Annotated in this window: 13 protein-coding genes; 7 read left to right on the forward strand and 6 right to left on the reverse strand. The window is 50.0% G+C overall.

The annotated features are described in order from the left end of the window. Positions 1-22 precede the first annotated feature (22 nt). Positions 23-1,609, reverse strand: coding sequence for an anthranilate synthase component 1 (locus B2X65_RS06805; protein WP_290611469.1), 1,587 nt, complete (start codon positions 1,607-1,609; stop codon positions 23-25). Between the two features lie 260 nt (positions 1,610-1,869). Then, on the reverse strand, positions 1,870-2,049 hold the full coding sequence (locus B2X65_RS06810; RefSeq protein ID WP_290611470.1) for a DUF6435 family protein: 180 nt from the start codon (positions 2,047-2,049) through the stop codon (positions 1,870-1,872). 134 nt (positions 2,050-2,183) lie between these two features. Here B2X65_RS06810 and rnm point away from each other — a divergent pair, with 134 nt between their 5' ends. The 6 genes from rnm (at position 2,184) to B2X65_RS06840 (ending at position 7,459) form a co-directional block, all read left to right on the forward strand. Further along, positions 2,184-3,020, forward strand: a complete 837-nt coding sequence (rnm, locus tag B2X65_RS06815) for an RNase RNM (RefSeq protein WP_290611471.1) — start codon at positions 2,184-2,186, stop codon at positions 3,018-3,020. Between the two features lie 144 nt (positions 3,021-3,164). Beyond that, positions 3,165-3,785 (forward strand): L-threonylcarbamoyladenylate synthase, encoded by a 621-nt coding sequence (locus tag B2X65_RS06820; RefSeq protein ID WP_290611472.1) that lies wholly within the window; start codon positions 3,165-3,167, stop codon positions 3,783-3,785. 6 nt (positions 3,786-3,791) lie between these two features. Then, complete coding sequence (locus tag B2X65_RS06825) at positions 3,792-4,613, forward strand: segregation and condensation protein A (protein WP_290611474.1); 822 nt, start codon at positions 3,792-3,794, stop codon at positions 4,611-4,613. Next, complete coding sequence (gene scpB / locus B2X65_RS06830; RefSeq protein WP_290611476.1) at positions 4,613-5,197, forward strand: SMC-Scp complex subunit ScpB; 585 nt, start codon at positions 4,613-4,615, stop codon at positions 5,195-5,197. Before B2X65_RS06825 ends, scpB begins: the two co-directional genes overlap by 1 nt. Then, positions 5,197-6,177 (forward strand): 23S rRNA pseudouridine(2605) synthase RluB, encoded by a 981-nt coding sequence (gene rluB, locus B2X65_RS06835; RefSeq protein ID WP_290611478.1) that lies wholly within the window; start codon positions 5,197-5,199, stop codon positions 6,175-6,177. Before scpB ends, rluB begins: the two co-directional genes overlap by 1 nt. 187 nt (positions 6,178-6,364) lie before the next feature. Continuing rightward, entirely contained in the window at positions 6,365-7,459 is a 1,095-nt protein-coding gene (locus B2X65_RS06840; protein WP_290611479.1) for a WD40/YVTN/BNR-like repeat-containing protein, read from the forward strand. 14 nt (positions 7,460-7,473) lie between these two features. Here the strand turns inward: B2X65_RS06840 and galE are convergent, their stop codons facing one another. Next, the gene (gene galE / locus B2X65_RS06845; RefSeq protein WP_290611480.1) at positions 7,474-8,490 is read right to left on the reverse strand and encodes a UDP-glucose 4-epimerase GalE; all 1,017 of its coding nucleotides are present in this window, start codon (positions 8,488-8,490) and stop codon (positions 7,474-7,476) included. Positions 8,491-8,561: 71 nt separating this feature from the next. Continuing rightward, positions 8,562-8,861, reverse strand: coding sequence for a YciI family protein (locus tag B2X65_RS06850; protein WP_290611481.1), 300 nt, complete (start codon positions 8,859-8,861; stop codon positions 8,562-8,564). A 207-nt stretch (positions 8,862-9,068) separates the two neighbouring features. On the opposite strand from B2X65_RS06850, the gene B2X65_RS06855 reads away from it, so the two are divergent. Further along, positions 9,069-10,508: a sodium-dependent transporter gene (locus B2X65_RS06855; RefSeq protein WP_290611484.1), complete on the forward strand. Its 1,440-nt coding sequence runs from the start codon at positions 9,069-9,071 to the stop codon at positions 10,506-10,508. A 74-nt stretch (positions 10,509-10,582) separates the two neighbouring features. On the opposite strand, the gene B2X65_RS06860 is transcribed toward B2X65_RS06855, so the two are convergent. Then, positions 10,583-10,906 (reverse strand): DUF6170 family protein, encoded by a 324-nt coding sequence (locus B2X65_RS06860; protein ID WP_290611485.1) that lies wholly within the window; start codon positions 10,904-10,906, stop codon positions 10,583-10,585. A 94-nt stretch (positions 10,907-11,000) separates the two neighbouring features. Then, complete coding sequence (locus B2X65_RS06865) at positions 11,001-12,920, reverse strand: propionyl-CoA synthetase (protein WP_290611487.1); 1,920 nt, start codon at positions 12,918-12,920, stop codon at positions 11,001-11,003. Between the last annotated feature and the right edge of the window lie 50 nt (positions 12,921-12,970).

Here is a 12,970-nt window from a genome sequence, read left to right on the forward strand (position 1 = left end):
TTTGCTGCTCCTTGCTCACCGGTTAATGTCCTGATGCCATGATGGCGCTGATCACGGCTTGTGCTTTGTTACGGGTTTCTTCAGTTTCCAGTTCGGCTACCGAATCAAATACCACGCCGGCGCCAGCCTGAATATAGGCTTTTTCATTGGCAACATAGGCTGAACGGATAACGATACAACTGTCAAAGTCACCATTGCCGGTTAAATAACCCACGGCGCCGCCATAACTGCCCCGGCGCTGCTGTTCTACCTGGCGGATAAGCTCTGCCGCTTTCACTTTCGGTGCGCCGACTAAGGTGCCCATATTCATGCAGGCCTGATACGCATGCAGGGCATCCAGCTCTGGTTTAAGAGTGCCGATAACCCGGGAGACCAGATGCATCACATACGAGTAGCGATCGACTTTCAGCAGCTCTTTGACATAGCGGCTGCCCGCTACACTGATCCGGGCCACATCATTGCGGGCTAAATCTACCAGCATTAAATGTTCGGCTTTTTCTTTTTCGTCCTGGCGCAGCTCCAGTTCTATGCGGCTGTCTAAATCGCGGTCGATGCTGCCATCCGTTTTAAAACCACGCCGGCGGGTGCCGGCAATCGGGTATATTTCAACCTGACGGTTGCTGGCGGTAAATTTCAGCGCAGACTCAGGTGATGCACCGAATAGCTGAAAAGCCGGGTCTTTTAAATAAAACATGTAAGGGCTGGGATTCAGCTGCTTCAATTTGGCATAGGCCGCCATGGGGTTGGGACACGGCAGACTGAAGCAACGAGATGGCACCACCTGAAACACGTCGCCACTGACAATGTGCTCTTTAAGTGCTTCTACTTGCTGACTGAATTTCGCATCACTGATATCGACCTGTAACTGGCTGTCATCGCCTGGTTTTCCTGCAGTTAGTGGCTTGGCGGCCGCCAGGCGGTGCTTTAACTGTTCCAGTCGTTTGCCGATGACAAAATAGGTGGCCGGGGCATGTTCACCACAAAACACATTGCCAATCAGCTGACTTTGCTGGCGTTGATGATCCAGCACCAGCACAGTTTCTGCCAGATAAAACAGATAATCCGGACACTGGTTATTGCCGTTGCCCACCTCAGGCAGCTGCTCGACATTGGCGACCATGTCATAGCCAATAACCCCTGCCAGCATAATCGAAAAGTCTGGCTCATCGCTTTCAGTGGCATTGTGGCTGGTCAGCTGGTGTTGTATTACCCTTAACACCGAGAACGGGTTAGGCTGAACGAGCCGGCTAACTTCGTCCAGCAAGGGGTCGGGCTGACTGAAATTCAGGGTGAGTGCTGTATTGCTTTGGCTTACACGGGCCAGGTCTTTCAGCTTATTTGCTAAAAACGGCAGTAAGGTGGCGCCGTTCTGACTCAGTGCGGTGACATTCACCTGCATGCCATTACATTCAATGCGCAGCGCAGCATCAATCAGCATCAGGCTTTTCAGATTATCTTTACTGTCAATTTCGGCTGATTCAAGCAGCACCGCACCGTTGCTGTCGGTGCTTAAGCTGGCAAAACTGGCCAGGGCATCGCTCTGGTATGGCACCGGCATGGTGATGCTGGCTACTTCGCCTTGCTGGTCGGTAATATGGCTGAAAATCATATCGTTAGTCTCTTAAAATGAAAAAACCCGCTTCTTATCAGGAAACGGGCTTACGTAATTAAAGCGAATACAACGCCTACACACGCCCGCAGGGTATGTGCCACCACCAGTTAGTCAGGTTAAAGGCTGCTGTATTTGACATAAAATTTAATCAACGGTTATTACAATAATATGGGCACATAAAACCGCGATTTTTGTTGCGGGTCAAGTGCTGTTTTGTTCTAAGCTAGAAATAAAAGCGTATAAGCGGCCAGAAGGCCCTATTTCGCGGCAGTTTGCTTTAGCTCAGTTAGCTGTTGCCAGATCTTTTCGCTCTGCTCGGTTAAATCAGCATACAAGCGCATATCACCATTACGCTGGGCATGCATGGCCTGCTCCAGTTTACTGTCGTAGGCTTTACGCAATTTTTTTTCAGGGTTGGGTTTTAAAAAGCCGAACATGCTATTGCCTCACTGTGTTTTATGTTGTTGAGCATTACGCGCAGTTTGCGGTTCTGGTTCAAACTGGCCTAACGGCTGATGCTTTGCCAAACGGCGGGCCTGTGCGACAATAGCGGCATGAAACTGAGGTGCCGATGAAATTTGATTTACATAGCCATACCCATTGCTCTGACGGCGTATTGTCGCCAGCCGAACTGGTGCTGCGTGCGATAGAGCGGGGCGTGGATGCGCTAGCCATTACTGACCATGATACGGTAGCCGGGCTAACGCCTGCCAGAGCGGCAATCAGCGAACACCAGTTGCCGCTGCAGCTGGTTAATGGGGTGGAGATATCCACCCGCTGGCAACAGCTGGAAATTCATATTGTTGGCTTGAATATAAACCCAGACTGCCCGTTGTTTTTAAGTCGGCTGGCATCGCAACAGCAAAGACGGCTGGAGCGGGCAGAAGAAATGGCGCGGCGCCTGGAAAAAAGCCAGATCCCGGATGTAATGCCCGCGGTATTGGCACTGGCCAATGGTGCCGCGATAACCCGAACTCATTTTGCCCGCCATCTGGTTAATATTGGTAAAGCCAGCTCGATTAATAATGTGTTTAAAAAGTATCTGGGTCGCGGCAAAACCGGTTATGTGCCGAGCAATTGGGTGGAGATGGCTGACGCGGTAAAATGGATCCACGATGCCGGCGGCGTTGCTGTGCTGGCGCATCCGTTAAAGTACCAGCTAACCACAAAATGGGTAAAGCGGCTGGCTGAGCAGTTTGCCGCAGCGGGCGGTGATGCGATAGAAATTATTTCACCGCAGCAAACCCCGGTGCAAAAGCGCGAGCTGTGGGCGTTATGTCAGTTACATGGCTTAACAGCATCAGTAGGTTCAGATTTTCATCAGCAAACCAGCTGGAATGATCTTGGAAAAAACCTATATTTAACAGACGATGTTACGCCGGTCTGGCACAACTGGTCTCTTAACTGAGCGACAAGGTAGCTAAGTGAAAAAGCGACTAAGCGAAAAGTTAACTAAGCTTGCAAAGAACATTTTTCACCCGAGCCTGGTTTACCTAACGTAATAATAAAATTAAAGCTGCCTGGCAGTTAACTAATGACAGAAGAACATATAATGAGCCAATTTTTTCATATTCACCCCGAGAATCCGCAACAGCGTTTGCTGAAACAAGCGGTGCAAATTATTAAGCAGGGCGGTGTAGTGGTTTACCCCACTGACAGTGGTTATGCACTGGGTTGTCATGTTGGTGACAAAAGTGCCATGGACAAAATTACCCAGATACGTCAGATCAGCGGTGATCACCACTTTACGCTGATGTGCCGTGATTTATCAGAGTTATCGGTGTATGCCAAAGTAGAAAATACTGCGTTTCGGTTAATTAAAAATAATACGCCCGGTGCCTATACCTTTATTCTTCGCGGCACCAAAGAAGTGCCACGACGCCTGTTAAATGACAAGAAAAAGACCATTGGCCTTCGGATCCCGGAAAATAAAATTGCCCTGGCATTGCTTGAAGAGTTGGGCGAGCCTTTGTTATCAACCAGCTTAATTTTACCAGGCCAGCAATTCGCAGAGGCCGATCCGGACGATATGCGGGCCCAGTTAGAACGTCAGGTCGATTTAATTATGCACGGCGGGGTCATTGGTGAAGACCCGACTACGGTGGTCGATTTATCCGAAGAGGGCGCGACTGTGCTGCGTGAAGGCCGTGGTGATCCCACGCCATTTAAGTAAGCGAAAATGAGCACACCACCCGGCATTTTAACCATTCAGCAGCCGTTGCCGCTGGCGTTTGTGCGTGGCGAGGCGGTGCATCAGCGGCCAGATGATTTATATATTCCGCCCGATGCGCTGGAAGTGATGCTGGATGCCTTCGAAGGGCCATTAGATTTTCTACTGTATCTTATTCGTAAGCATAAATTTGATATTGTCGATTTGCCGGTTAATGAAATTACCCTGCAATATATGGAATATATTGATTTAATGCAGGGGCTTAACTTCGAATTGGCTGCCGAATATCTGGTGATGGCGGCCATGTTAGCAGAAATAAAATCACGTTTACTGCTACCAAAACATACCCAGCACGACGATGATGAACATGATCCACGGGCTGAGCTTATTCGCCGCTTGCAGGAATATGAAATTTATAAACAGGCCGCCAGCGAGCTGGATAGTCTGCCACGTGACGAGCGTGATTACTTTACGGCCAGGGCGGCACTTGCTGATAATTTCAGCCCTTTGGTTATTTTGCCTGAGGTTGAACTGAGCGAACTGGTGATGGCGTTAAAAAGCATTATGCAGCGCGCCAAAGATTTTCAGCACCATCATATAAAACGCGAGCATTTATCTACCCGTGAACGCATGAGCCGGATTTTAGATTTGTTACAACAGCGCCAGGGTTATCTGCTGTTTGAAGATTGTTTTGAATATAGCGAAGGGCGCGAGGGCGTAGTGGTGAGTTTTCTGGCGATACTGGAGCTGACCAAGGAAAAAATGGTAGAGCTTACTCAGGTTGAGGCGTATGGCCAGATCCACGTCAAACTTGCCCTGGAGCAAAGCTGATGGCCCAGAAAATAAATGATATTCAACTGCTGCAATTAATTGAGGCAGCTATTTTTGCCAGTGAGCAGGCGCTGAGTGTGGCTGAGCTGCAAGCATCGGTGCTGCAACGTTTTACTGTCAGCAAAAGCCGGATTGATGCTACAATTCGCCAATTACAACACGACTACAGCGCCCGCGGCATTATGCTGCTAGAAACTGCCTCTGGTTTTCGCTTTCAAACCCGGCCTGAACTTAGTGATGATTTAGCCCAGTTGTGGCCCGAGCGCTCTGCCCGCTATTCCCGGGCGGTGCTGGAAACACTGGCACTTATTGCTTATAAACAGCCGTTAACCCGGGGTGAAATTGAAGAAGTACGGGGCGTGACGGTGAGTAGCCAGATTATGCGAACCTTACTTGACCGTGGCTGGGTAAAAGTGGTTGGCCATAAAGAGGTACCGGGCCGTCCGGGTTTATATGCGACCACCGCAGTGTTTTTAGATTATTTTGGCTTAAAAAGCCTCAGCGATTTGCCGCCCTTGCCGGAGTTTACCGAGCTGACGGCTGATCTTCTTCCCACCGTCGAGATGACAGGAGAGTTACACTAATGAGTGATAAAAACAGCAGCGAAAAACTGCAAAAAGTATTAGCCCGTGCTGGCGTAGGTTCACGCCGCGAAATGGAAGAGTGGATTAGCAAAGGCCGGGTGACCGTTGACGGTAAACCGGCCAGCCTCGGGGATCGGGTAATCACTAGTCAAGCCGTGCGAGTTGATGGTCATCCGGTGCAACTGGCCAGTGAAGAGCAACAAATTTGCCGGGTACTGGCGTACCATAAGCCGGAAGGCGAAATATGTTCGCGTACTGATCCAGAAGGCAGGCCCACGGTATTTTCCCGCTTACCCACCATTAAAGGGGCACGTTGGATTGCCATTGGCCGGCTGGATATCAACACCTCAGGCTTATTGCTGTTTACCACCGACGGTGAGCTGGCCAACCGCTTAATGCATCCTAAATTTGAAGTAGAACGTGAATACGCCGTGCGGGTATTTGGCGACATTAACGATGCCATGATCCAGCGCCTGCGCACCGGGGTTGAATTAGAAGACGGCAAAGCCAACTTTAAGAAAATTAAAGCGTTGCCAGGTGAGGGGATTAACCGCTGGTTCCATGTGGTGCTAACTGAAGGCCGTAACCGTGAAGTTCGCCGGATGTGGGAGTCTCAGGGTGCGGTAGTCAGCCGGCTGATCCGGGTACGGTATGGTGATTTGCTATTGCCCAAACATATACCGGCCGGCGGCTATGCCGAGTATCCGCTGGATGAAGTGAATTATCTGCGTAAGTTAGTTCACTTAGGCGCGGAAGAGCAAACCATGGTAAAAAGCGAAGACCGAACTGAACGGCGTCGTCGCTTAGCCAGCATGAAGCGGGCGGTGCGCAAACATCAAATTGCAGAAAAAACGCCAGCCAAAAAAGCCGAGCCAAAACCAAAACCTGCCGCCAAACCACAACGCGCCCCGGCCAGCAAAGGTAAATCACCCCAGCGCCAGCCTACCAACAAAAAACCTACCCGGCAGGGCCAAAGCTGAGCATTAACCCTCGCTTGACGTGACACCAAGGCGCCCAGGCGCCTTTTTGATGTGTTGGTTTTGGCGATTAGGGCATTTTAACTTCTGCGGATGGCGTTTGGGTAAAATAACCGTTAACTTTTAATTACAAAACAGGGTGGGGAATTGGGCTACAGTGGGTCAACTGATAGCGAAAAGGGAGTAGGGAATGACAGTCAGACGGTTTCTTTTCGGGTGTGGCCTGACTGCCTGTGCAGTGTTGATGTCGGCCTGTGGCGGCAGCAGCACGCCGGTGCAGCAGCCAGCGCCACCGCCGGTTTCGCCTGCGCCGCCAGTGACCTTAACCTTTCAGGGGTTGGACGGTTATACCATTAACGAGTTGTATCAGCACAGTGGGGTATTGCTGGCCGCCAGTGATAATGGCGTGCATCGCCAGACCAGCAGCGGTAGCTGGAGTGCCGCGGGCCTTTACGGATACGACGTGATGGCAATGAGTTTGCTTACTGAGCAGCACTGGCTGGCATCGACCGTTAAAACCAAGCAGGATGGTTTTCCCGGCTATTTATTATTTGAAAGTTTTAATGGCGGCAGTGACTGGCATCAGGTTGATTACCAGTTTGGCCAGGCAGGCGAAAATGAAGCAATATTCGCCATGATGTTTGATGAGGCTGCGCAACTGGTTTATGCCACCGGCATTGATGTGCTGGCCAGTTCCAGCGATATGGGGCAAACCTGGAAGGCAGTACATGGTGATTTTGGTGGTTTTGGCCAGCCCAAAACGGCATTAACGCAATCGGCTGACGGCAATACTATCTGGTATGGCGGCCAGGGGGCGATTGAAAATGGCGTATTTTATCAATATAACGTTGCCAGCAACGATGCGGTGCTGCACACCGATTTATTTCCTAACCCCAGCTCGATAAAGGCCATTCGCTATGCACCCGATGATCCGCAAACCGTGTATGTCAGCGCTGAAGGGGGTATTGTCCGCAGCACAGATCATGGCCAGAGCTGGCAAGCTGTGCTGGGCAATGTCAATTTCCGATTCTATTTTGATTTGATAATCGACCCTGATGCGCCAGAGCGAATTTATACCGCGGGCTGGGCCAAAAACTTTACTGAGCCACAGCCGCTTATTGTTGAGTGGACAGAGGATGCAGGACAAACCTGGCAGCAGTATCAGTATCCAGAAAACGATTTCTTTGGTGGGGTGCGCAGTATGATCCTGGTGGAAGAAAATCAGCAGCAGGTTATCTATTTTGGCTTATATAAAGGCGGCATCGTTCGCATGCCGCTGCCTTAAACAACATGGGAAGGTTAGCTACTGTAACCGTTCGGGTTCTGGCTTTGCCAGCGCCAACTGTCGCGTACCATATCGTCCAGGGTTTTTTCTGCCTGCCAGCCCAGTAAGCTTAGCGCTTTATCGGGTTTGGCGTAGCAACTGGCAATATCACCCGGCCGGCGCGGCGCTATCTGATAAGGAACGGCCACCTGGTTTATTGCACTAAACGTCTTAACCATATCTAACACGCTATAGCCTGTGCCGGTGCCCAGATTAATCGCTTCGATACCCTGATGTGTTTCAAGGTATTGCAGTGCTTTCAGATGGCCAGCGGCTAAATCGGAAACGTGGATATAATCACGTACGCCGGTGCCATCATGGGTAGGGTAGTCGTCACCAAAAACACTAAGTTTTGGCCGTTGGCCCACCGCAACCTGAGCGATAAACGGCATTAAGTTATTGGGAATACCGTTTGGATCTTCCCCTATCTGGCCACTGCTATCGGCGCCCACCGGATTAAAATAACGCAGCAGAGTAATTCCCCAGTCCGGTTCGGCTTTTACTAAATCTTCCAGGATCAGCTCAATCATCAATTTGCTCTGGCCATAAGGGTTGGTGGCCGAGCGCGGCGCGGATTCAGCAATAGGCACTGTTTTCGCATCGCCGTAAACGGTAGCCGAAGAGCTGAAGACCAGCTTTTTGACGTTGAACTCTCGCATTACCCGGCATAACGTTACCGTACCTGCCACATTATTATCGTAATAATGCAATGGCATCTCGGTTGATTCGCCCACCGCTTTTAAACCGGCAAAGTGCACCACGGCGCTTATCTTATGCTGGCGGAATACTTCCCGAAGTGCCGCTTCATCACGAATATCGCCGCTAAGGGTAGTGATGTTGCCAGCAGCCAGCTGCGTCACTCGTTCCAGTGCGCTGGTAGAGCTGTTACTGTAATTATCAAAACTGATAACCGGATAGCCTGCCCGCAGCAGGGCAAGTGCAGTGTGGCTGCCAATATAGCCGGCACCGCCGGTAAGTAGAATGTGGGTCATGACCATCCTTGCTCAATTGCTAACATATAAATGATAAGTGATGCTATTAATTTGCCTCGAAAAACCTTTTTTCAGGGTAAGACTTTCTTAAAAGGTTTTACCGTTGATTTTACATAAACGCCGGCGGCTAAATAGGGATCATTGTCAGCCCAGTGTTGTGCTTGCTCAAGTGAGGTAAATTCTGCGACCACCAGCGAACCGGTGAAGCCGGCGCCGCCAGGCTCATTGCTATCTATCGCCGGCAGTGGCCCGGCTAACAACAGACGGCCTTGCTCGTTTAGATCATGCAGCCTTGCTAAATGCGCTGGCCGGGTTGCCAGCCGGTTTTCCAGACTATTCGCCGCATCTTCAGAGTAAATCATATAGAACATGGTAAAACTCCATGGGTTGTATTCGGCGAAAGATAACAGATCTGCCGGTTAAAACCAATTGATGTCAGCCGTGAGTTACACTGCTTTAAGTATTGTTTACAGGTCGGGCTAGGATTTGCTGCAGCCTGCTGTTAGCATGCTGTGCGAACATAATAAAAATACTAAAACAACAATTCTAATAAAAAGAGTCAGGGAGTCCGCAATCCAATGAAACGTGAACAATTCAGCTCCAGTCTGGGGTTTATTCTGGCGGCCGCAGGTTCGGCCGTGGGTATCGGTAACCTGGTCGCTTTTCCGGTAATGGCCAGTAAAAACGGCGGTGCCGCTTTTTTAATTATTTATGCCTTTTTTGTGTTCTTCATCTGTTTACCGGTAATGCTGGCCGAAATGAGCCTGGGCCGGCATACCCGGCAAAACCCGTTGGGTGCTTATACTGAAATTGGCCAGAACCGGGCCTGGCGCACCGTGGGCTGGCTTAGCGTAATTACGCCCTTTATGATTGGGGTGTTTTACCTGGTGATTACCGTCTGGATAGCAGGCTATCTGGGTAAAGCGATAATAGGCCAGCTTGATCAATTGGCCGATCCTGCCGGTTTTGATGTATTTACCAACAGCAACGAGCTGTTTATTTATATGGCACTGGTGGTAGGCCTGACTTTTTTAATTTTACAGGGAGGGGTTAAAAAAGGTATTGAAAAAGCCACTACGGTGCTAATGCCATTGCTGTTTGTGATGTTGATAGCGCTGGTTATTTATGTGCTTACGCTGGATAACGCCATGCTGGGGGTTAAATTCTTCCTGATCCCGGATTTTACTAAAATAAACGGTAATGTATTAAACGGCGCCCTAGCGCAGGCTTTCTTCTCGTTGTCGCTGGCTATGGGTATTCTGATCACCTATGGCTCGTATATTCAGAAGAACAATAACATTGTCTCTGCCGGTAAAATGGTGGCTGCGTTATCGTTACTGGTTGCTTGCTGTTCAGGCTTACTGATCTTACCCGCGGCGTTTTCGTTTAATCCGAATATTGAAATCAGCGAGTTATCAGAGTCGAGCATTGGCATGATTTTTATGTTCCTGCCGAAAATCTTCTTAGCGCTGCAGGCCGATATTGGTTATTTCGGTGCGTCCTTTATTGCCTCGTTTTTCTTCCTGTTGGTGTTTTTTGCGGCCATGACATCCCTGGTATCAATTATTGAAGTACCGGTTGCCAGTATTATGGATGGCAAAGGCTTAAGCCGGCGCAAGGCATTGTATTCCCTGGGTGCTGCCATGATCGTGCTGGCCATTATCAGTGCACTGTCGTTTGGCCGTGTTGACTGGCTGAGTAATATCCTAAGTTATGGTGGCAATACTAAATCGTTCTTTGCACTGATTTACGACATGTTTTACGAGACGATTTTGCCGCTAAACGGCTTATTGTTGTGTTTGTTTGTCATTTACCGCTGGAAAAAACAAAACCTGGATGCCGAAATGAGTCAGGGTAACGCCAGCTTTGCCGGCTCGTTTTTACAAAAATACGTTAACTTTTCCCTCGGTACCTTTATCCCGGTGATCCTGACGATTATCTTCGTCAATACCGTATCAACCATCTATTTTGGCCATAACATGCTGACCATATTCTTCGAGCAGATTGGCTTTAATTAAGCTAAGCCTGATGGCTTTAGTAAAGAAAGAACCCGCATGATGCGGGTTCTTTTTTATGCGGCTGAGAATAGCAATTAGTCGTCAGCTTGCGTGTTATTTTCTGGTGCAAATAACTGGCGGCGGACAGTACTAAACCGGCTTTGACACAAGGCAAAAGTAATGGGGCGGCTAATAAGCAGGTATAGCGGTGCTATTAGCAGGGCATAGCCAAGCATGGCCCAGCCATCGGCGCGGGCAGCCAGGATAAACAGAAAGAAAATAATCACCAGTTTCAGGGTATTTAAGGCGACTTTAGTCGGCGCGGGTAGCTTGTCGGCAGTGGCACGTATCACTTCCATCCGCTGGCCAAAATTAAGGCCCTGCAATTCCGGAATGTTATTGCTGTTAAAATACAACATGGCTTGTCCTTATGGCAAAAAACGGCCGCATTAGCGGCAGGCCGTCATTATAACCATTATTACAGGCAAAACCCATTTTGCGATCAGCTGTTTTTCAGCTACCGCTTTGTGCAACAGGGTGAGTTAATATTAAACCACGCGCTGTCATACAACTGGCAATTTCGGTCAGACTTGCCGGATCGTCAATGGTCGAGGGCACTACATAGGCTTCGCCATCGGCAATTTGCCTGAGTAACTTACGCAGTATTTTACCGGAACGGGTTTTGGGTAAGCGTGGCACAATTAACGCCTGTTTAAAGCATGCCAGGGCGCCAATTTGCTCACGCACCAATTGCACCAGTTCGTTTTGCAGTTGCTGCTCAGTAATGGTTACCCCGTTTTTCAGCAAGATAAAGCCAACGGGTTGCTGGCCTTTTAACGGATCGGCCAGACCAATAACACAGCATTCCGCAACGGCCGGGTGGCTGGCAACAATCTCTTCCATTTCACCGGTCGATAAGCGATGCCCTGCGACATTAATCACATCATCGGTGCGTCCCATCACAAATAAATAGCCGTCGTCGTCCAGGTAGCCGCCATCGCCACTGGCATAATAGCCGGGAAATTGTCGCAGATAACCGGCAGTAAAGCGCTCCGGGTTCTGCCAGATGGTGGTTAAGCAACCTGGGGGTAACGGCAGCTTAATGGCAATATTGCCCTGCTGATTAGCGGGTACGGGCTGGCCGTCATGGTCAAGAATTACCACCTGATAGCCGGGCACTGGCACGGTCGCTGAGCCGGGTTTAGTGGCGAGCAACTCGATGCCGGCTAAATTGGCACAGATAGCCCAGCCCGTTTCGGTTTGCCACCAATGATCAATGACCGGTTTGCCGCTGTGCTTCACGGTCCAGTCATAGGTTGGAGGGTCTAACCGTTCACCGGCCATATAAATGCGCTCAAGCGCGCTCAAATCATAGTGCTGGAGGAGTATCGCGTCCGGGTCTTCTTTACGAATAGCCCGAAACGCAGTAGGGGCGGCGAACAGCGCTTTTACGTTGTATTCTGCGCAAACCCGCCAGAACGCACCGGCATCGGGGGTATACACCGGTTTTCCTTCATACAGCACGCTGGTACACCCGGCAAGCAATGGCCCGTAAACAATGTAGGAATGTCCCACTACCCAGCCAACATCTGATGCTGCCCAGAACACATCGCCGGGTCCCATGCCATAAATGGCTTGCATACTGTAATGCAGCGCAACAGCATGGCCGCCATTGTCTCTAACCACGCCTTTGGGTTTGCCGGTAGTACCAGAGGTATAAAGAATGTACAGCGGATCAGTGCTTTTTACCGGCACGCAGGCTGCTGGTTCAGCGCCTTGCAGGAGTTGTTGCCAGTCGAAATCACGGCCTTCCTGCAACGGGGCTGCAAGTTCAGGCCTTTGGCAGATAATGCAACTGTCGGGCTGATGAGTCGCCAGCTGCAGAGCGTTATCCAGCAATGGTTTGTAGGCAATGACCCGGTTAACCTCAATACCGCACGAGGCAGAAACAATAACCTTTGGACTGGCATCATCTATTCGCACGGCCAGCTCATGGGCAGCAAAGCCACCGAATACCACAGAATGCACTGCGCCCAGGCGTGCAACTGCCAGCATGGCGATAACGGCCTGAGGGATCATTGGCATATAAATCACCACCCGATCGCCTTTAGCGACGCCTTTGGCCTTTAATACGCCAGCAAATAAGGCTACCTGGTCGGTGAGCTGCTGATAGCTAAACTGTTGCTTAGTGTTGGTTACCGGTGAGTCATAAATCAGGGCGATTTGCTCACCACGACCTTGCTCAACATGATAATCAAGTGCCAGATAGGCCGTGTTCAGTTCGCCATCAGCAAACCATTGGTACTGATCGCCTTTGATATGCAAAATTTGGCCGGGCGCCCGGTACCAGGCCAGGCGGTTAGCTTTCTCGGCCCAGAATTGCTGCGGTTGCTGGCTGGCTGCCTGATATTCGGTTTGATAGGTCATGCGCATAATCCTTGTGGCTGCGGTTTTTAATTACATTACAGAAAAACCGCAGCGTT

Origin of the sequence: Arsukibacterium sp. UBA3155, assembly GCA_002364615.1 — a bacterium.
Taxonomy (GTDB): Bacteria; Pseudomonadota; Gammaproteobacteria; order Enterobacterales; family Alteromonadaceae; genus Alishewanella.

Bases quoted from the DNA above. Each gene is read 5' to 3' on its own strand.
- B2X65_RS06860 (WP_290611485.1), bottom strand. From the start codon at position 10,906: ATGTTGTATTTTAACAGCAATAACATTCCGGAATTGCAGGGCCTTAAT.
- rluB (WP_290611478.1), top strand. From the start codon at position 5,197: ATGAGTGATAAAAACAGCAGCGAAAAACTGCAAAAAGTATTAGCCCGT.
- rnm (WP_290611471.1), top strand. From the start codon at position 2,184: ATGAAATTTGATTTACATAGCCATACCCATTGCTCTGACGGCGTATTG.
- B2X65_RS06840 (WP_290611479.1), top strand. From the start codon at position 6,365: ATGACAGTCAGACGGTTTCTTTTCGGGTGTGGCCTGACTGCCTGTGCA.
- B2X65_RS06825 (WP_290611474.1), top strand. From the start codon at position 3,792: ATGAGCACACCACCCGGCATTTTAACCATTCAGCAGCCGTTGCCGCTG.
- B2X65_RS06865 (WP_290611487.1), bottom strand. From the start codon at position 12,920: ATGCGCATGACCTATCAAACCGAATATCAGGCAGCCAGCCAGCAACCG.
- scpB (WP_290611476.1), top strand. From the start codon at position 4,613: ATGGCCCAGAAAATAAATGATATTCAACTGCTGCAATTAATTGAGGCA.
- B2X65_RS06820 (WP_290611472.1), top strand. From the start codon at position 3,165: ATGAGCCAATTTTTTCATATTCACCCCGAGAATCCGCAACAGCGTTTG.
- B2X65_RS06805 (WP_290611469.1), bottom strand. From the start codon at position 1,609: ATGATTTTCAGCCATATTACCGACCAGCAAGGCGAAGTAGCCAGCATC.
- B2X65_RS06850 (WP_290611481.1), bottom strand. From the start codon at position 8,861: ATGTTCTATATGATTTACTCTGAAGATGCGGCGAATAGTCTGGAAAAC.
- B2X65_RS06855 (WP_290611484.1), top strand. From the start codon at position 9,069: ATGAAACGTGAACAATTCAGCTCCAGTCTGGGGTTTATTCTGGCGGCC.
- B2X65_RS06810 (WP_290611470.1), bottom strand. From the start codon at position 2,049: ATGTTCGGCTTTTTAAAACCCAACCCTGAAAAAAAATTGCGTAAAGCC.
- galE (WP_290611480.1), bottom strand. From the start codon at position 8,490: ATGACCCACATTCTACTTACCGGCGGTGCCGGCTATATTGGCAGCCAC.